At 71.3% G+C, this 17378-nt stretch carries 18 protein-coding genes; 10 read left to right on the forward strand and 8 right to left on the reverse strand.

Annotated elements, in window-relative coordinates; genetic code table 11:
• Positions 1–97: 97 nt before the first annotated feature.
• Together SSQG_RS25595 and SSQG_RS25600 are read left to right on the forward strand one after the other, a co-directional pair.
• Complete coding sequence (locus SSQG_RS25595; protein WP_078506915.1) at positions 98–472, forward strand: DivIVA domain-containing protein; 375 nt, start codon at positions 98–100, stop codon at positions 470–472.
• On the forward strand, positions 469–1056 hold the full coding sequence (locus SSQG_RS25600) for a DNA-3-methyladenine glycosylase I (protein ID WP_003992754.1): 588 nt from the start codon (positions 469–471) through the stop codon (positions 1054–1056). The genes SSQG_RS25595 and SSQG_RS25600 overlap by 4 nt, the downstream gene beginning before the upstream one ends.
• Before the next feature lie 94 nt (positions 1057–1150).
• On the opposite strand, the gene SSQG_RS25605 is transcribed toward SSQG_RS25600, so the two are convergent.
• Complete coding sequence (locus tag SSQG_RS25605; RefSeq protein WP_003992755.1) at positions 1151–1954, reverse strand: enoyl-CoA hydratase/isomerase family protein; 804 nt, start codon at positions 1952–1954, stop codon at positions 1151–1153.
• A gap of 383 nt (positions 1955–2337) precedes the next feature.
• On the opposite strand from SSQG_RS25605, the gene SSQG_RS39630 reads away from it, so the two are divergent.
• Positions 2338–2505 (forward strand): DUF3117 domain-containing protein, encoded by a 168-nt coding sequence (locus tag SSQG_RS39630; protein ID WP_003966491.1) that lies wholly within the window; start codon positions 2338–2340, stop codon positions 2503–2505.
• Between the two features lie 118 nt (positions 2506–2623).
• Here the strand turns inward: SSQG_RS39630 and SSQG_RS25610 are convergent, their stop codons facing one another.
• Complete coding sequence (locus tag SSQG_RS25610) at positions 2624–3322, reverse strand: O-methyltransferase (protein WP_078506917.1); 699 nt, start codon at positions 3320–3322, stop codon at positions 2624–2626.
• A 162-nt stretch (positions 3323–3484) separates the two neighbouring features.
• Between SSQG_RS25610 and sigE the strand changes: the two genes are divergently transcribed.
• The 5 genes from sigE (at position 3485) to SSQG_RS25635 (ending at position 9174) form a co-directional block, all read left to right on the forward strand.
• A complete protein-coding gene (sigE, locus tag SSQG_RS25615; RefSeq protein WP_208865667.1) occupies positions 3485–4258 on the forward strand; it encodes an RNA polymerase sigma factor SigE in 774 nt (257 codons plus the stop codon).
• A gap of 71 nt (positions 4259–4329) precedes the next feature.
• The gene (locus tag SSQG_RS25620) at positions 4330–5280 is read left to right on the forward strand and encodes an anti-sigma factor family protein (RefSeq protein WP_003992759.1); all 951 of its coding nucleotides are present in this window, start codon (positions 4330–4332) and stop codon (positions 5278–5280) included.
• A gap of 712 nt (positions 5281–5992) precedes the next feature.
• The gene (locus tag SSQG_RS25625) at positions 5993–7618 is read left to right on the forward strand and encodes a S1C family serine protease (protein ID WP_003992760.1); all 1626 of its coding nucleotides are present in this window, start codon (positions 5993–5995) and stop codon (positions 7616–7618) included.
• 192 nt (positions 7619–7810) lie between these two features.
• Complete coding sequence (locus SSQG_RS25630) at positions 7811–8251, forward strand: sec-independent translocase (protein ID WP_003992762.1); 441 nt, start codon at positions 7811–7813, stop codon at positions 8249–8251.
• A gap of 251 nt (positions 8252–8502) precedes the next feature.
• Positions 8503–9174 (forward strand): hypothetical protein, encoded by a 672-nt coding sequence (locus SSQG_RS25635; RefSeq protein WP_003992763.1) that lies wholly within the window; start codon positions 8503–8505, stop codon positions 9172–9174.
• 132 nt (positions 9175–9306) lie between these two features.
• Here the strand turns inward: SSQG_RS25635 and SSQG_RS25640 are convergent, their stop codons facing one another.
• Genes SSQG_RS25640 through SSQG_RS25650 form a run of 3 tightly spaced genes read right to left on the reverse strand, consistent with a single transcriptional unit; the run spans position 9307 to position 12353 of the window.
• Positions 9307–10440, reverse strand: coding sequence for an Mrp/NBP35 family ATP-binding protein (locus tag SSQG_RS25640; protein ID WP_003992764.1), 1134 nt, complete (start codon positions 10438–10440; stop codon positions 9307–9309).
• A 43-nt stretch (positions 10441–10483) separates the two neighbouring features.
• A complete protein-coding gene (locus tag SSQG_RS25645; protein ID WP_003992765.1) occupies positions 10484–11080 on the reverse strand; it encodes a DUF1003 domain-containing protein in 597 nt (198 codons plus the stop codon).
• On the reverse strand, positions 11070–12353 hold the full coding sequence (locus SSQG_RS25650; RefSeq protein WP_003992766.1) for a magnesium transporter MgtE N-terminal domain-containing protein: 1284 nt from the start codon (positions 12351–12353) through the stop codon (positions 11070–11072). The genes SSQG_RS25645 and SSQG_RS25650 overlap by 11 nt, the downstream gene beginning before the upstream one ends.
• A 225-nt stretch (positions 12354–12578) precedes the next feature.
• On the opposite strand from SSQG_RS25650, the gene SSQG_RS25655 reads away from it, so the two are divergent.
• The gene (locus SSQG_RS25655) at positions 12579–13331 is read left to right on the forward strand and encodes a hypothetical protein (protein WP_003992767.1); all 753 of its coding nucleotides are present in this window, start codon (positions 12579–12581) and stop codon (positions 13329–13331) included.
• Positions 13332–13372: 41 nt separating this feature from the next.
• Here SSQG_RS25655 and SSQG_RS25660 read toward each other — a convergent pair whose 3' ends face one another.
• Together SSQG_RS25660 and SSQG_RS25665 are read right to left on the reverse strand one after the other, a co-directional pair.
• The gene (locus tag SSQG_RS25660) at positions 13373–13885 is read right to left on the reverse strand and encodes a hypothetical protein (protein WP_003992768.1); all 513 of its coding nucleotides are present in this window, start codon (positions 13883–13885) and stop codon (positions 13373–13375) included.
• A gap of 23 nt (positions 13886–13908) precedes the next feature.
• The gene (locus tag SSQG_RS25665; RefSeq protein ID WP_003992769.1) at positions 13909–15027 is read right to left on the reverse strand and encodes a magnesium and cobalt transport protein CorA; all 1119 of its coding nucleotides are present in this window, start codon (positions 15025–15027) and stop codon (positions 13909–13911) included.
• A 457-nt stretch (positions 15028–15484) separates the two neighbouring features.
• Here SSQG_RS25665 and SSQG_RS25670 point away from each other — a divergent pair, with 457 nt between their 5' ends.
• Positions 15485–16069 (forward strand): suppressor of fused domain protein, encoded by a 585-nt coding sequence (locus SSQG_RS25670; RefSeq protein WP_003992770.1) that lies wholly within the window; start codon positions 15485–15487, stop codon positions 16067–16069.
• Positions 16070–16099: 30 nt separating this feature from the next.
• Here the strand turns inward: SSQG_RS25670 and SSQG_RS25675 are convergent, their stop codons facing one another.
• The gene (locus SSQG_RS25675) at positions 16100–17323 is read right to left on the reverse strand and encodes an MFS transporter (protein WP_003992771.1); all 1224 of its coding nucleotides are present in this window, start codon (positions 17321–17323) and stop codon (positions 16100–16102) included.
• Between the last annotated feature and the right edge of the window lie 55 nt (positions 17324–17378).

Below are 17378 nucleotides of genomic sequence, written 5' to 3' on the forward strand. Positions count from 1 at the left end.
ATCGGAGCCTGACAACATCCGACTCCGAGGGCTCCGGGGACCACGCGGACTCCGAGCCTTCGAAGACACCGACACATCCGACCGTGGGGGCTCCGCGATGGTTATGTTCCTGTTCTTGGTCGTCGCGCTGGCCGTCGTGGTCGCGGCGGTGACCCTCGCGGTGGTGGGCGGCGGCGAGAACGGCCCGCTGCCCGAGGCCGCCCCCGAGCGGCTGCGGGACCCGCTGCCCCCGGACCGCCCGGTGGACCGCGCCGACGTGGAGGCCCTGCGCTTTCCCCTCGCGGCGCGCGGCTACCGCATGGCGGACGTGGACGAGGCCCTCAGCCGCCTGGGCGCCGAGCTCGCCGAGCGCGACGCCCGTATCACCGACCTGGAGTCGGCCCTGGCCGGCGCCCGAGCGGCGGCCACACACGCCCCGGAGCACCACGTGTCCATGGACAAGCCCGCCCCCCGCCCGGAGGACCGACCGTGAGTGACGGCACCGCCCTCGCCGGCCCGGACGGGGCGCTGCGCTGCCCCTGGGCCCTGTCCGCCCCGGAGTACGTGGCCTACCACGACGAGGAGTGGGGCCGCCCGGTCCACGGCGACGACGCGCTCTACGAACGCCTCAGCCTGGAGGCCTTCCAGTCGGGCCTGTCCTGGATCACGATCCTGCGCCGCCGCCCGGGCTTCCGCGCCGCCTTCGCCGACTTCAAGATCGCGTCCGTGGCCGCCTTCACCGACGAGGACCGCGAGCGCCTCCTGGCCGACACCGGCATCATCCGCAACCGTGCCAAGATCGACGCGACCCTCGCCAACGCGCGCGTGCTGACCGAGTGGGCCCCGGGCGAACTGGACACCCTGATCTGGTCCCACGCCCCCGAGCCGGGCACCCGCCCGATCCCGAAAACCCTCTCGGACGTCCCGCCCGTCACCCCGGAGTCGACGGCCCTGTCCAAGGCCCTGAAGAAGCGAGGCCTGCGCTTCGTGGGCCCGACGACGGCGTATGCCCTGATGCAGGCGTGCGGCCTGGTGGACGATCACCTGGAGACGTGCGTGGCCAGAAGCGCCCCCTGAGGGGCGCGGGGCTGAGTCCGATGTGCGGCTCCGCCGCGGGGGCGCGATCCACCACAGGGAACCCGCAGCCCCCGACGGCGCTACACCCCCGAGCTCACCGGCCCAGGTACTTCGGCTTCTCCTTGTTGACGAAGGCCTGCACGGCAATGGCGTGATCCTCGGAAGAGCCGGCCCGGGTCTGCAGCTCGTCCTCCTTCTCCAGTGCCTCCTCCAGGGAGTGCGTCAGCCCGAACGCGACCGACTCCTTCAACGCCGCATACGCCACGGTCGGCCCCTCGGCCAGCCCCCGCGCCACCTTCTCGGCCTCCGCCCGCAGCTCGCCGGCAGGCACCAGCCGGTTCGCGATACCCAGCTCGTACGCCTCCTGCGCGGAGATGCTCCGCGGGAAAAGCAGCAGGTCAGCGGCGCGGCCCGGTCCGACCACCCGAGGCAGCGTCCACGAGATGCCCGAGTCGGCGGTCAGCGCCACCCCGGCGAACGAGCTGTTGAAGGCGGCCGTGTCCGCCACGATCCGGTAGTCCGCGGCGAGCGCGAACCCGAAGCCCGCCCCGGCCGCCACCCCGTTCACGGCGGCGACGACCGGCTTGGCCGCCCCGGCCAGCGCCCGCACGATCGGGTTGTAGTGCTCCCGGACCGTGTTCATCGTCTGTCCCGAGCCGGTCTCCCGGTCCTGGACCAGCAGCCCGATGTGCTCCTTGAGGTCCTGCCCCACACAGAACGCCCGGTCACCGGCGGCGGTCAGCAGCACCGCCCGCACGGCGGTGTCGCCCGCCGCGGACTCGACCGCCTCCCGCAGGGCGACCTTGGTCTCCACGTTCAGCGCGTTCATCGCCTCCGGGCGGTTGAGCGTGATCGTCGCGAGTCCGTCGCTCACCTCGTAGAGCACGGTGTCGGCCATGGCGTATCCCCTCCGCGTCGCGGCTCCGGGACCTACCGGTCGGTAGGTCCCGCTCTGCAGCACAGCATGACGGAGATCGCCGAGGAGAGACCGGACCGGACGTGTGACCTGCGTCAAACAAATCCTGTCCGGATCCGTCCGGCGGATGTGTGTGCGGTGGCGGAGTATCGCAGTCTCATCGCCGAATTGAGTGGTTTTGCTCGCGTGCGTTGCCCAAGCGATGCCTACTGATGTTGGTCATCGGGTCCTGGGATGCGGGATAATGGCCTGGAAGCAATGTGTTCGATGCCGGTGGCGCGTGTCCTGCCTCAAGGGCCGCACGTGTGTCCTTCTCAGGGCCGGCGGCTTTGATGATGAGCTGGGTTTCAGGAAGGGGAACGAGCATGGCGGCCATGAAGCCGCGGACGGGTGATGGCCCGCTCGAGGTGACCAAGGAGGGGCGGGGCATCGTCATGCGCGTTCCGCTCGAAGGCGGCGGTCGGCTCGTCGTCGAGCTGACCCCGGACGAGGCCGACGCGCTGGGCGATGCCCTCAAGAAGGTCGTCGGCTGACGCGCAAGCGACCATACCCTTTCAGCTGCCCCGGCATCACATGAGGTGCCGGGGCGGCTGTTTTCTCAGCGCTGTCCTTCGTTTGCCCCGGCCGGCATTCCGCTAACGTGCCACCCGGCTACCGCTTCACCGCGCACAGCAGACCGTCGCCCACCGGCAGCAGGGACGGGACCAGCTCCGGGCTCTCGCGCACCGCGCGCAGCAGCTCCCGGAGCCGCAGCACCTCCGTGGGCTGCGGACCGGAGTCCACGGTCCGGCCGTTCGCGAAGGCGCCCTCGAAGACCACGAGCCCGCCGGGGCGCAGCAGCCGCAACGATTCAGCGAGGTACTCCATGACCTCCAGGCGATCACCGTCGCAGAACACCAGGTCGTAGCCCGAGTCCGCGAGGCGCGGCAGCACGTCCAGGGCACGTCCCGGGATGAAACGGGCCCGGTTGCTGGCGAAGTCGCAGGCGCGGAATGCCTGGCGGGCGAACTGCTGGTGCTCCGGCTCGGAGTCCACGGTCGTGAGGACACCGTCGGGCCGCATACCGTGCAGGAGATGGATCCCGGAGACACCGCAGCCGGTCCCGATCTCCGCGACGGCCTTCGCGTCGACGGAGGCGGCCAGCAACCGCAGCGCGGCGCCCGTGCCGGGCGACACCGAGCGCAGCCCTGCGTCGCGGGCCCGGTCACGGGCCCAGCGCAGCGCTTCGTCCTCGGCGACATAGGCGTCGGCGAACGCCCAGCTCGTCTGCCGGTTGCCGGTAATGACCCTCTCCTGTCCCCGTGAATGCCTGGGCGTGACTGTATCCGTTGGGCGCGGGAACCCGCAGATGGGACCGGTCGTTTAAAGGGGTGAGCAAACGGCGCGGGCCGGGACGGGGGGCAGGCAGTGGACCAGGATGCCGAGCAAGTGCCGACGCAGCAGTACGAGGCGTATCAGCACAGATCAAATTCTCGTAAAACCGCTTATCCGGTCCTAACGGGCGAGGTGGCTATGGTAGGGGCTCCACTGGACACCACCAGAGCTGACAGGGGAGGTGCGGCTACGCCTGTGGATCGAGGAGGAGCGCTCCGGCGCTTCTTCGGATCAGCGGGCAGGCCGACATCCGTGAACGACACCGCTGCTGACCACAGTCACGCCGCTGACTTCGCCCAGACCGCGACCTTCACCACCGACGCGGACGGGCAGGCGTGGACTCCGCCCACCTGGGAGGAGATCGTCAGCACGCACAGCGGCCGGGTCTACCGGCTCGCCTACCGCCTCACCGGCAACCAGCACGACGCCGAGGACCTCACGCAGGAGGTCTTCGTCCGCGTCTTCCGCTCCCTGTCGACCTACACGCCGGGCACCTTCGAGGGCTGGCTGCACCGCATCACCACGAACCTGTTCCTGGACATGGTCCGCCGCAAGCAGCGCATCCGCTTCGACGCGCTCGGCGAGGACGCGGCCGAGCGGCTGCCCAGCAAGGAGCCCACCCCGCAGCAGGTCTTCAACGACGCCCACTTCGACGCGGACGTCCAGCAGGCCCTCGACACCCTCGCCCCCGAGTTCCGCGCCGCGGTCGTGCTGTGCGACATCGAAGGGCTGTCGTACGAGGAGATCGCCGCGACCCTCGGAGTGAAGCTCGGCACGGTCCGCTCGCGGATCCACCGTGGCCGCTCCCAGCTGCGCAAGGCCCTCGCGCACCGCTCCCCTCAGGCACGCGCCGAGCGCCGCTCCTTCGTGCCCCGTGTTCCCGCCTTGGGAGGAGGGGGCGCGAGCGCGTGAGCGGATCACGGCCGAAGCCTTCCGAGGGACACCTCGCAGAGCAGCACCTGGGAGACCGACTCTCCGCCCTGGTGGACGGAGAGCTCGGTCATGACGCGCGTGAACGCGTACTGGCGCATGTGGCCACCTGCCCGAAGTGCAAGGCAGAGGTGGACGCCCAGCGCCGGCTGAAGAACGTCTTCGCGGAGGCGGCCCCGCCGCCCCCGTCCGAGAGTTTCCTGGCCCGCCTGCAGGGACTACCCGGCGGAGGTGACCCGGACGGTGATGGCACGCCGCTGGGTGGGGGAGGGCTGCCCGGGGGACTGACCGGACGGTTCGGATCGTCCGGGGCCTTCGGAATGAAGCGCGGCGACCGATTCGAGTTCGGGTACGCACCGTCGCGGTCGCACGTCCCCGTGCTGCCGCCTTCCGGCAACCGGGTCCTGCCCGCCGGCGACCGTGGCCTTCCCGCGGCCGGCCGGGGCTTGCGCATCCATGACGTCAGCCGGCACGAGAGCGACCGGTCCTCCTCGCGGCTGCGGTTCGCGTTCGCGGCCGCCGGGGCCGTGTCCCTGGCCGCGGTCGCGCTGGGCGGCGTCACCGTCGGCACCCCGGCCGACACGGAGGCCCGCAGCGGCTCCGGCACGGGGAGCAACGTGACGCCGATGCGCACGCAGGGCACGGGCACGGCGACACAGCCCGACACCCAGCGGCGCCGCGGCGCCGGGCCGCTGCTCGGGCAGGTGCAGGGGCAGAGCGCACTCGGCACCACCCCGGTCGCCCCGACCGAGGTGTCCGCACCGCTGCTGCCCGGCGTCGCGCACCCCGCCGCGCAGCAAACCGCCGTGCATGCGCTGACCGCCCCGGTACTGGCGGGTGCCGCGGCCGTGTCCCCGCTGATACGACCCCTTGAGGCGGCTCCCTCGGCAGCCCTGACCTCGTGGTCCGCCATCCCCGAGATCACGGCGCCCCTGCTCGCCCGGCCGCTCCCCGAGACGACCACGTCCGCCTCTCCGTCCGCCTCCTCGCGTAGGGTCCGCTGACCGGCCTCTGCGCAGCGGCGCGCGAACCTGATTGAATCCGGGGGTGGCGCCCGCGGCCCAGGTGTGGCCGGGCGCCGATTCGACGAACTGCGGCCACGTCGTCGAGCCGTGCCGCGGCTGTGGGGAGAGCATGAACGAGGGGAAGCCCACGAAGGCCAAGTGGTGGAGCCGTCCTCGGCCGCAAGGCCTCTCCGGGGAACCGGAGGAGACGGCCGGGGCCGCGGAGGCGGGGCAGGGCGTGGACGAGGTCCGGATGCCCGTGGGGCAGGTCGCGGGCCCGTCCGGCTCCGACGACGGAGACTTCGAGCTGGCACGGCCCGCCGCCCGGCGGATCGACGACGAGGGCGACTACGAGCTGAGGCGCCCGGAGCCGATGCCGGCAGCCGGCGAAGCCGACGGGGCCGAAGGCGAACCTGCCGGGCGATCCCAGGACACGGTGCCCACCGCCCGGCAGGCCGTCGACGAGGGGCCCGTCGTGTCGGCCGGGGTGGCCGCGGGCGGAGCCGGTGCGGCGCAGGCCGGGAGTGTCCTGGAGTCGGCTTTTGCTGAAGGGGCCGAGGGCGGCGTGGAGGCGGTGCCTGTTGTTGGCCAGGCTGCCGATGAGGGGCCCGTCGTGTCGGCCGGGGTGGCCGCGGGCGGAGCCGGTGCGGCGCAGGCCGGGAGTGTCCTGGAGTCGGCTTTTGCTGAAGGGGCCGAGGGCGGCGTGGAGGCGGTGCCTGTTGTTGGCCAGGCTGCCGATGAGGGGCCCGTCGTGTCGGCGGGGTTGGGCACGGGCGGAGCAGGTGCGGCGCCCGCGCGGAGTGCGCTGGGGGCGTCGCCTTCCGGTCATGCGGTGGCCGCTGAGGGGGCCGGGGGTGGTGTGACGCTCGCGGCCGGTGTGCCGGTCGAGGGTGGGCCCAAGCCGCTGCACGACCCCGACCCCTACAGCACCCCGCCCTACGGCGAACCGGGGCCCTGGGCGCCCGCGCCGCCTGTCCAGCATCCGGCGGCGACACCCGCGCACGGCGTGGCGGCACCGGCACCCCAGGCCGCGCCGGCCGGGCCCGTTCCGCCTCCTGCGGCGCCGGCACCGGCGATACAGGTGCCGGCCCCCGGTGCCCCGATACCCGCTCCCGCCCCGGCCGCCGACCCGTGGCAGCGGTACGACCCCTGGGCCGCCCCGGTGGCTCCCGGAGGCGTCGGCCCGCTCCAGCAGACCGGCGCCGGCGTGCTCAGCACGGAGCAGCGGCGACGGCGGGGCAGGAAGACGCTGGTCGTCGGCGCCGTGCTGATCGCCCTGGTCTCCGGGGGCGTCGGCGGCCTCATGGGGACGTATCTGGAGCGGAACGGAGGCGTCGGGACCGTCGAGCTGCCGCAGGCCGGGAAGGAGCCCGCCGCCCGGGACGCGGACAGCGTGGCCGGGATCGCCGGACACGCGCTGCCCAGCGTGGTCACCCTGCATGTGAGCGGCTCCGGCGAGCAGGGCACCGGCACCGGCTTCGTGCTCGACACCCGAGGCCACATCCTCACCAACAACCACGTCGTGCAGTCCGCCGGATCCGGCGGCAAGATCACCGTGACCTTCGACGGCGGGGAGACCGCCCAGGCCGAACTCGTGGGCCGGGACAGCGGCTACGACCTCGCCGTCGTGAAGGTGAGGGGCGTGCGCGGACTCACCCCCCTGCCCCTGGGCAACTCGGACAACGTCCAGGTCGGCGACCCGGTCGTGGCCATCGGCGCGCCCTTCGACCTGGCCGGCACCGTCACCTCCGGCATCATCAGCGCCAAGCAGCGGCCCATCACGGCCGGCGGCGAGAAGGGCGACGGCAGCGACGTCTCGTACGTCGACGCGCTCCAGACCGACGCACCCATCAACCCGGGCAACTCCGGCGGGCCCCTGCTCGACGCCAAGGCCCGCGTCATCGGCATCAACTCGGCCATCCGGTCGGCGGACAGCGGCTCCGACCCCGAGGGCGGCCAGGCCGGCTCGATAGGCCTCGGCTTCGCCATACCCATCAACCAGGGCAAACGCGTCGCCGAGGAGCTGATCAACACCGGCAAGGCCACCCACCCGGTGATCGGCATCACCCTGGACATGGACTACACGGGCGACGCCGCCCGTGTAGCCACCGAGGGCAGTGGGGGCGGACCGCCGGTCACCGTGGCCGGGCCGGGCGCCAAGGCCGGGCTCAAGGCCGGTGACGTCATCACCCAGGTCGACGGGCAGCGCGTCCACTCCGGCGAGGAACTGATCGTCAAGACCCGCGCCCACCGCCCCGGCGACCGGCTGGAACTGACCCTGGAACGCGGTGGCAAGGAGCGGACGGTCACGCTCGTCCTCGGGTCCTCCGGCGGATGAGACGTGAGGTCCGGGATGTACAGGGACGAAGAAGGCAAACATTCGGGAAAGCGCTCCCACTCCCCGCACTCGGAAGTCTCGGGACGGTACCGGTCGGACAGGAACGCCGGGTACCGTGGATCCGGCCCGGACCACGGCAAGACCCCATGACCACCGAGGGCCGAGGACCGAGGACATCGCAAGGAGCTTCAGGTGTTCAATGACATAGGACCGCTCGAGCTGGTGACGCTCATCGTCCTTGCCGTGCTCGTCTTCGGTCCGGACAAGCTCCCCAAGGTCATCCAGGACGTGACGCGCACGATCCGGAAGATCCGTGAGTTCTCGGAGAGCGCCAAGAACGACATCCGGGAGGAACTCGGCCCGGAGTTCAAGGACTTCGAGTTCGAGGACCTGAACCCCAAGACGTTCATCCGCAAGCAGCTGGACAACGAGGACCTGGGGCTCAAGGAGATCCGCAACGGCTTCGACCTGAAGAAGGAGATGGCCGAGGTCACCGACGCCGTCCACAGCCGTGACTCCGACACGTCGTCCTCGTCGTCCTCCGGTGCCTCCGGCGGCCGCGTCGACATGACGAAGAAGCCCGAGACCCCGGACCGGGACGACCGTCCGCCCTTCGACGCGGACGCCACCTGAGAGACAGTCAGCCGAGCGACACCCGCCGGGGCGTACGCCTTCGGCGGGCGTGACGCGTTTCATACTCCGGTCGGGCTGCGTACGGCCTGATCCAGGCGCCCGTGCGGCCCACGCGCCGGGCGTTTTCCCTGCTGCTCGCAGCGGTGTGGCTATGCTGCCGAGTTGTTGGGCGGGCCGTACTGAACCAGCGGCACCGCCCGAAGGGGGGCGGGCCGTCCCGGTCCGACTAGAGCGAGGAGGCGTCCGGGAACATGGAGACGACGAGTCGGGGAGTCGCGCAGGCGCCGACCGCGGAGGGAGGCCAACAGGTCCCTTCCGCCCGGCGTACGGTCGACGGCTACCTGCGCGCGCCCTTCCCGTGGTACGGCCTCGACGAGGCCTTCACGGGGCCGCGCTGGCTGATGCAGGTCGGTACGACGGCCGACGGGGTCGTCGAGCACGGGTCGATCGGGCACGGTGACGAGCCCACGGTGCGCAACGAGCATGCCGCCGGGGCCGATCAGGACGCCAAGGAGAAGTTCGCGGTCGTGGTGACCGTGGCGGCGAGTCCCTCACGGCGCAGCGCGGACGGCACGGGGTTGCTGGAGGCGACGTCGGTGTCCTCGGCGGCGTGGCTCGCGGGGGTGGGGCTGCTGTCCTTCACCTGGCCCGGGCAGATGGACCACTCCCTGCGGGACGACTGGCTGGAGCAGCAGACGGAGACGGCGTGGGTGCTGGCGGACGACCTCGACGGGGCGGACTGGTCGACGTTGTCGCTTCCCGTGGACGGTGTGCCGACGGCGTTTCATTACCGTGAGTCGGAGTTCGGGTGGGTGCTGGCCGGGTCCACCTCGGTCGGGGTTCATGTCGGGGCGTACGGCAGAGGGATGAGTGCGTATGGCCTTGGGTTCGCCGCGGTGAAGGACATCGCCGCTTACGCGTGATCGATCGTGGGGCGCCGTGGGTTTCGGCGCCCCTTCGCCGTGGGGGCAGGGTTCGTGGGCGGCCGCGGGTGCGTTGTGGTGTTCGCGCGGTTCCCCGCGCCCCTGAGCGCGCTGCCCCCGGAGGCGTTTCGATCAGAACTTGTTCTTCGGGGTGATTCCCAGGGACAGGCCCGACAAGCCGCGCTGGCGGCCTCCCAGCTTTCCGGCGATGGCCCGGAGTGCGGAGCCCGCCGGGGAGTCCGGGTCGGTCAGGACCACCGGCTTGCCGTCGTCGCCGCCCTCGCGGAGACGGACGTCGATCGGGATGTTGCCCAGGACGGGGACCGAGGTCCCCGTCGTGCGGGTCAGGCCGTCGGCCACCACCTGGCCGCCGCCCGTGCCGAACACGTCGACCATCTCGTCGCAGTGCGGGCAGGGCAGGCCGGACATGTTCTCGACCACGCCGACGATCTTCTGGTGGGTCTGCACGGCGATGGAACCCGCGCGCTCGGCGACCTCGGCGGCCGCCTGCTGCGGGGTCGTCACGACCAGGATCTCGGCGTTCGGGACCAGCTGGGCCACGGAGATCGCGATGTCGCCGGTGCCGGGCGGCAGGTCCAGCAGGAGGACGTCCAGATCGCCCCAGTACACGTCCGCCAGGAACTGCTGGAGCGCGCGGTGCAGCATCGGGCCGCGCCACACGACCGGGGCGTTGCCCGGGGTGAACATGCCGATGGAGATGACCTTCACGCCGTTCGCCGACGGCGGCATGATCATGTTCTCGACCTGGGTCGGACGGCCGTCGGCGCCCAGCATGCGCGGCACGGAGTGGCCGTAGATGTCGGCGTCGACGACACCGACCTTCAGGCCGTCGGCCGCCATCGCGGCCGCCAGGTTCACCGTGACCGAGGACTTGCCCACGCCGCCCTTGCCGGAGGCGACGGCGTAGACGCGGGTGAGGCTCCCGGGCTTGGCGAAGGGGACCTCGCGCTCGGTCTGGCCGCCGCGCAGGGCGGACGCCAGCTCCTTGCGCTGCTCGTCGCTCATCACGTCGAGCGTGACGTCGACGCTGGTGACGCCCTCGACGCCGGAGACCGCCTCGGTCACGCGCTGCGTGATCGTGTCCCGCATCGGACAGCCCGAGACCGTCAGGTACACGGTGACCGCGACGGCCCCGTCAGCACCGATCTCCACGGACTTGACCATCCCGAGTTCGGTGATGGGCTTGTGGATCTCGGGGTCGTTCACCGTCGCCAGTGCCTCGCGCACCGCGTCTTCCGTAGCCATAAGGACGATGGTACGGCTCCGTACCGGGGCGTAGGAAAGCCTGTCAGCGGTCGTCTGCGTCACGTCCCCGTGACCGTTCCGCCGGGAATACGACGGGGTCGTGACGGTGACCGTTCTGCCGTTCCTCCAGCTCCTTGATCGTGTCCTGGAGCTCCGAGCGGATCCAGTCGCGGGTGGCGACCTCGCCCAGGCCGATGCGCAGGGCGGCGATCTCGCGGGTCAGGTACTCCGTGTCCGCGATCGACCGCTCGTTCTGCTTGCGGTCCTGTTCGAGGTTGACCCGGTCGCGGTCGTCCTGCCGGTTCTGCGCGAGCAGGATCAGCGGGGCGGCGTAGGAGGCCTGGAGGGACAGCATCAGGGTCAGGAAGATGAACGGGTACTCGTCGAAGCGCAGGGGGCTCGGGGCGAGGATGTTCCAGGCGACCCACACGATGATGACGACCGTCATCCAGACGATGAACCGCCCGGTGCCCAGGAAGCGCGCGATGCGCTCCGAGAGCCGCCCGAAGGCCTCCGGGTCGTACTCGGGCAGGAACCGGCGCCGGGGCGGCAGCGGCTGATCGAGGCGGGTGCGCGGCCGGGAGGCGGCCGTGGCGCCGGACGGCGTGCGTTCTCGCGAGTTCTCGCGCTCAGGAACCATCGGTGGTCACCTCCTCGTCCAGGTGGAACTCGGACTCCCGCCAGTCCTCGGGAAGCATGTGGTCCAGCACGTCGTCCACGGTCACCGCGCCGAGCAGCGCCCCGGCCTCGTCGACCACGGGGGCCGCGACCATGTCGTACGTCGCGAAGAACCCGGCGATGGCGGGCAGCTCCGCCTCGGGGTCGAGCGGTTGCAGGTCGCTGTCCAGGATCGAGCTGACCAGGGAGGGCGGTGGCTCCCGCAGCAGGCGCTGGAAGTGGACCGTGCCCAGGTACTTCCCGGTCGGCGTCTCGTCGGGTGGCCGGCACACGTAGACCTGGGCGGCGAGGGCGGGGGAGAGGTCGGGATTGCGGATGTGGGCGAGGGCGTCGGCGACCGTGGCGTCCGGGCGCAGCACGATCGGCTCGGTGGTCATCAGACCGCCCGCCGTGCGCTCCTCGTACGACATCAGGCGCCGCATGTCGGCCGCGTCGCCCGGCTGCATCAGGCTCAGCAGCCGCTCCTGCTCGTCCGGCGGCAGCTCGCCCAGCAGGTCGGCCGCGTCGTCCGGGTCCATGGCCTCCAGGACGTCGGCGGCGCGCTCCTCCTTGAGCTTGCCGAGGATCTCGATCTGGTCGTCCTCCGGGAGCTCCTCCAGGACGTCGGCCAGCCGGTCGTCGTCCAGGGCGGCGGCGACCTCGGCCCGGCGCTTGGCGGAGAGGTGGTGCAGGACGTTGGCCAGGTCGGCGGGGCGCAGCTGCTCGAACGTGGCGAGCAGGTTCTCGGCGCCCTGCCCCTGTTCCTCCAGGGAGAAGCCGGTGACGGCGCTCCACTCGACGGTCAGCGCCTCGCCCTTGGCCCGCCGGAAGGCGCTGCCCTTCCTGCCCTTGCGGACGAAGACCCGGTCGATCTCCCACTCCCGGCGGGCCGGCAGCTGATGCACCGACAGGTCGAGGACGGTGACCTCTTCGCCGGTCTCGGTGAGCGTGACCCGCCGGTCCAGCAGTTCCCCGAAGACCAGCCGCTCGGTGGGCCGCTGCTCGAAGCGCCGGACGTTGAGCACGCCGGTGGTGATGAGCTGCCCGGCCTGGATCGCGGTGACCCGGGTCATGGGCAGGAAGATGCGGCGGCGGGTCGCGAGTTCGACGACCAGGCCGAGCAGCCTCGGCGGTCGCTGGCCCACCCGCAGCATGACGACCAGATCGCGCACCCGCCCCACCTGGTCGCCGGTGGGGTCGAAGACGGCGACACCGGAGAGATGCGATACGAAGATCCGGGGGGCGCCCGCTGCCATGGCCGCGGCTCCTTTTCGTGCGGGGTGTTCCGTGCTGCCTGTCTCTGAGCCTGTCTGCCTGTCTGGTCTTTCCGAATTGCCTGCTCGGGTGGGCTTCAGGCTAGCCCGTCCCGATCGGCGGTGCGTCGGCGGACGGTCCGGACGGACTGGCTCCGAACGGCCCGCACGACCCCGGTACCCTGCGGTACGCCGTTCAGGTCTCCCGTCAGAGAGGCAGCCCCACCCGTGACTCCGATTCGCCAGGGCCGTAGCCGCAGTGCCGCACTCGCGAGCGCGATGTGCGCGCTGCTCGTGACGGGAACGGTGCTCACGGGCTGCTCGGAGGATCCGAACGAGGGCACCAACGGGGTCGGCAGACTCCCCGCCGGGAAGATCCAGGCCAAGACCCGCACGGCCGCCGAGTCCGCCGGGGCGGTCCGGGTGCACGGCAACGTCGTCAGCGGCGAGCGCACGTACGGGCTCGACATGCGTCTGAAGGACGACGGCGGCGAGGGGTCGGTCACCACCGAGGGGGCGACCTTCCGGCTGCTGCGCGTCGGCGAGCAGCTCTTCGTCAAGGCCGACGCGGAGTTCTGGAGTCACGGCGAGGGCCAGGGCGAGGGCAAGGCGGACGCGGCCGCGGCCTCCAAGCTCGGCGGCAAGTTCGTGAAGGTGCCGCAGGGCGACCCTTCGTACCAGAAGTTCAGCGGTTTCACGGACATGGGTGTCCTCCTCGACGGTCTGCTGACCCTGCACGGCACACTCGCGACGGACGGCCACGACGAGCAGGCGGGCGTCCGCACCATCCGCATCACCGGTGACAAGGGCGCGGGCGGGGCCCTGGAGGTCTCCCTGGAGGGCAAGCCGTATCCGCTGCGCCTGGAGCGGGCCGGCGGCGCGGGCACCCTCACGTTCTCCGCCTGGGGGGAGGACTTCGGCCTGCGCGAGCCGGAGCGGAACGAGACGGTGGACTACGGCAAGCAGCTGCCGACGTCGTAGCGCCCGCTACGCGCGTTCGGCCGCCGCGCGCCCGTCGCGGGTCACGGGCGTTTGCGCTTCTTCAGCAGCAGCCGGGGCAGCCCCGCCGGGACCGGCCGACGGGTGATCGCCGGGGACGGCAGCGGGGCCTCGGCCAGGGAGCCGTCGGGCATCGGCGCCCTCGCGCCGGTCGGCTCCAGCCGCAGCACCCGGCACTCGCGGGCCCAGCGGTCGGGCATGGCCTCGCCGTCGGGCGCGTTCAGCCGTTTGCCCTTGAGCTCGGCGACCGCCGCGTCCCACGCCTCGGAGCCCGGTGCGAGCTGCGTGACCCGCGCGGTCCAGGAGACCAGCCGGCCGCCCTTGTCCTTGCTGCGGACGGTCACCCGGGCCTCGGCCCCGTCGGCCAGACCCGGCAGCGGCTGCTCGCCGGGCCCGTCGCCGACCAGGCACGCGGCACCCTCGTGCCACACGTGCCACAGCGCACGCGCCGGGCCGTCGGGGCCCTGGACCCAGATGAGGCCGGACTTCTTCGTGGCCTCCTCGACGAGGGCGCGGCCGAGCAGCTCATCCGTCATGGGGTCCAGCCTATCCAGGCTGCTCACAGCCACCCGTTCCGCTTCAGCATGCGGTGGATGCCCACACAGATGGTCACCGTGATGCCCATGATCACCGGGTAGCCGTACTTCATGTGCGTCTCCGGCATGTAGTCGAAGTTCATGCCGTACACCCCGCACACCATCGTCGGCACGGCGATGATCGCGGCCCACGAGGTGATCTTCCGCATGTCCTCGTTCTGGGCCACGGAGGCCTGGGCGAGGTTGGCCTGGAGGATGGAGTTGAGCAGTTCGTCGAAGCCGAGGACCTGCTCCTGGACGCGGGCCAGGTGGTCGGCGACGTCCCGGAAGTACTTCTGGATGTCCGGGTCGACCAGCCGCATCGGCCGCTCGCTCAGCAGCTGCATGGGCCGCAGCAGCGGCGCCACGGCCCGCTTGAACTCCAGCACCTCGCGCTTGAGTTGGTAGATCCGGCCGGCGTCGGTGCCGCGCGGTGTGCCCTTGCGGCGGCCCGGGGAGAACACCTCGGTCTCCACCTCGTCGATGTCGTCCTGCACCGCGTCGGCGACCGCGATGTACCCGTCGACGACGTGGTCGGCGATGGCGTGCAGCACGGCCGAGGGGCCTTTGGCCAGCAGCTCGGGGTCGTCCTGGAGGCGGTGCCTGAGCGCCCGCAGGGAGCCCTTTCCGCCGTGCCGGACGGTGATGAAGAAGTCCCGTCCGGTGAAGCACATGACCTCGCCGGACTCGACGACCTCGCTGTTGGCGTCGAGCTGGTCGTGCTCGACGTAGTGGATGGTCTTGAACACGGTGAACAGCGAGTCGTCGTACCGCTCCAGCTTGGGCCGCTGGTGGGCCTGGACGGCGTCCTCGACGGCCAGCGGGTGCAGCCCGAACTCCCCGGCGATCCCGGCGAATTCGGCTTCGGTCGGCTCGTGCAGGCCGATCCACACGAAGCCCCCGTCACGGCGCGCGAGAAGCACCGCCTCGTGCGGGGTCAGCGGGATCTCGGTCTCGATGCGGCGGCCGTCCCGGTAGACGGCGCAGTCGACGACGGCCGAGGGCGTCGCGGGGCTGCGGGTGGCGTCGTAGGTCCCGCCGTCCTTGCGCAGCGACACGCGGGACGGACGGACGACGGCGCGCAGGTCGCGGATCATCGACATGGCGGGCTCCTTCGCGGGCGTGCAACGAAAGGCACCGGCGACGGGTGGAACTACCCGGAATGAGGACGTTGGGACCGAGGATGTTTGGCACGTCCACAAAGCGGGGAGCACCGCACCGTCATGGTGGCGAGTCTCGTTACTGATTCAGCTACTGAGGCAGATCAGGCAAAGCGAAACGAAGCGCTCTTCCGCGGTGGAGCGAGTGCGAGAGGTGGCAGTCAGCCGGAGCCAGAACAGCTACGTCAGCGGCGGAAGAGCGTGGTGCTACTGCACGGTCGACTTCGATCCATTGCAGTCCCACCTCCTCCGGCCGGTCCCTCGTAAGGGAGTTCCATCGGCGTCGGAGCCTGATCGCGACGCTGCTGCGTGCTGCCCCGAACCACCGGGCAAGAGTATCAGCCGCCCGACGTGTCAAGGCGCTTGTTTGCCCGCTACTGACGAGTTCTATGCTCGCCGCATGGCAGATGTTCTTCCTCTGGTCGAGGCCCGGCTGCGTACCGCGCTGGGCGAACCGGACGCGCGGGCGGCGGTCACCTTCCTGGGCACGGACCGCATCGAGGTGCTCCGTTTCCAGGAGGGCGACATCGTCCGCTACGCCACGCTCGGCATGTCCGCGCACCCCATGACGGACCCCACGGCGGTCGTCGCCGACCCGGTCAAGGGCCCGCGCGCCGAGCTGGTCCTCTCCGTCCGCGCCGGGCTCGCCGACACCGGCAAGGTGCTCCGCCCGCTCGCCGTGCTCGCCGCGTCTCCGCAGGTGGAGGGGTTGGTCGTGGCCCCCGGTGCCTCCCTCGACGTCGGTGAGCCCCTGTGGCCCGGCGCGCCCTTCACCTCGGTCCTGGTGGCCGAGCCGGGCGGCCTGGTCGAGGACCTGGAGCTCGACGAACCCCTCGACCCCGTACGGTTCCTGCCGCTGCTTCCCATGACCCCGAACGAGGCCGCCTGGAAGCGTGTGCACGGAGCCCAGGCGCTCCAGGAACGGTGGCTGAACCAGGGGACGGACCTCCGGGATCCGTCCCGGAAGTCCGTCCCGCTGGAGTGAGGAAGCTCACCAACACCAGGCCGGAAAGCCTCAGTTGGCGAAGACGGCGACGCTGTCCTCGGTCGCGTGCTTCGGCTCCAGCTCCTCGGCTTCGTGTGTGAGGGCCTTGCGCCGTACGACGACCACGCCGGCACCCACGAGCGCGGTGACCGCCGCCACCACGAACGGGATGTGGAGGTCGGTCCACTCCTCGATCTTCGGCGCGAAGTACGGGGCGGCCGCCGCCGCGAACCAACGGACGAAGTTGTAGCCCGCACTCGCCACCGGCCGGGGCGCGTCCGAGACGCCGAGGGCCAGCTCGGTGTAGACGGTGTTGTTCACGCCGATGAAGGCACCGGACAGGATCGTGCAGACGACGGCCGTGGTGTGGGAGCCGTAGCCGAGGACGAGCACGTCGGCCGCGAGCAGCACCAGCGAACCGCCGAGCACCTTCAGCGAGCCGAACCGCTTCTGCAGACGCGGTGCCACGATCACCGAGAACACGGCGAGCAGCACGCCCCAGGCGAAGAACACCGCACCAGACCGGTACGGGCTCATGTTGAGCACGAACGGGGTGAAGGCCAGCACGGTGAAGAACGTGTAGTTGTAGAAGAACGCCGAGGCCGCCGCGGAGGCCAGACCGCCGTGGCCGAGGGCCTTGACCGGGTCCAGCAGCGAGGTCTTGCGGGCCGGCTTCGGCTGCTCCTTCAGGAACACCGTGATGCACAGGAAGCCGACGGCCATCAGGAACGCCGTGCCGAAGAACGGGTAGCGCCAGCTGGCGTCCCCGAGCAGCGCGCCCAGCAGCGGCCCGCACGCCATGCCGAGGCCGAGGGCGGACTCGTACAGCAGGATCGCCGCGGCGCTGCCACCGGCCGCCGCGCCGACGATGACCGCGAGGGCCGTCGAGACGAACAGCGCGTTGCCGAGGCCCCACCCGGCCCGGAAGCCGACCAGTTCGCCGACGGACCCGGAGGTCCCGGCGAGCCCTGCGAACACCACGACGAACGCGAGGCCGAGCAGCAGGGTCTTCTTCCCGCCGATCCGGCTGGAGACGAAGCCGGTCACCAGCATCGCGACGGCGGTGATGAGGAAGTACGAGGTGAAGAGCAGGGAGACCTGGCTCGCGGTGGCGTGCAGGCCCTGGGCGATGGACGGCAGGATCGGGTCGACGAGTCCGATGCCCATGAAGGCGACGACCGACGCCCCGGCGGTCGCCCACACGGACTTGGGCTGCTTCAGAAGGCCGCCCGCTCCGGCGTCGAAGGGGTCCATGGGTGCTCCCTTTCCCGGGTGAGGTAGTTGGTATATGCACACACTAAGTTAGCCA

This window comes from Streptomyces viridochromogenes DSM 40736, from assembly GCF_000158955.1.
In the GTDB taxonomy this organism is placed as follows: domain Bacteria; phylum Actinomycetota; class Actinomycetes; order Streptomycetales; family Streptomycetaceae; genus Streptomyces; species Streptomyces venetus.

Excerpts from the sequence above, each read along its gene's own strand:
- SSQG_RS25675 (WP_003992771.1), bottom strand. The coding sequence starts at position 17,323 with ATGGACCCCTTCGACGCCGGAGCGGGCGGCCTTCTGAAGCAGCCCAAG.
- SSQG_RS25650 (WP_003992766.1), bottom strand. The coding sequence starts at position 12,353 with ATGGCAGCGGGCGCCCCCCGGATCTTCGTATCGCATCTCTCCGGTGTC.
- SSQG_RS25595 (WP_078506915.1), top strand. The coding sequence starts at position 98 with ATGGTTATGTTCCTGTTCTTGGTCGTCGCGCTGGCCGTCGTGGTCGCG.
- SSQG_RS25635 (WP_003992763.1), top strand. The coding sequence starts at position 8,503 with ATGGAGACGACGAGTCGGGGAGTCGCGCAGGCGCCGACCGCGGAGGGA.
- SSQG_RS25670 (WP_003992770.1), top strand. The coding sequence starts at position 15,485 with ATGGCAGATGTTCTTCCTCTGGTCGAGGCCCGGCTGCGTACCGCGCTG.
- SSQG_RS25640 (WP_003992764.1), bottom strand. The coding sequence starts at position 10,440 with ATGGCTACGGAAGACGCGGTGCGCGAGGCACTGGCGACGGTGAACGAC.
- SSQG_RS39630 (WP_003966491.1), top strand. The coding sequence starts at position 2,338 with ATGGCGGCCATGAAGCCGCGGACGGGTGATGGCCCGCTCGAGGTGACC.
- SSQG_RS25665 (WP_003992769.1), bottom strand. The coding sequence starts at position 15,027 with ATGTCGATGATCCGCGACCTGCGCGCCGTCGTCCGTCCGTCCCGCGTG.
- SSQG_RS25605 (WP_003992755.1), bottom strand. The coding sequence starts at position 1,954 with ATGGCCGACACCGTGCTCTACGAGGTGAGCGACGGACTCGCGACGATC.
- sigE (WP_208865667.1), top strand. The coding sequence starts at position 3,485 with ATGGTAGGGGCTCCACTGGACACCACCAGAGCTGACAGGGGAGGTGCG.
- SSQG_RS25660 (WP_003992768.1), bottom strand. The coding sequence starts at position 13,885 with ATGACGGATGAGCTGCTCGGCCGCGCCCTCGTCGAGGAGGCCACGAAG.
- SSQG_RS25645 (WP_003992765.1), bottom strand. The coding sequence starts at position 11,080 with ATGGTTCCTGAGCGCGAGAACTCGCGAGAACGCACGCCGTCCGGCGCC.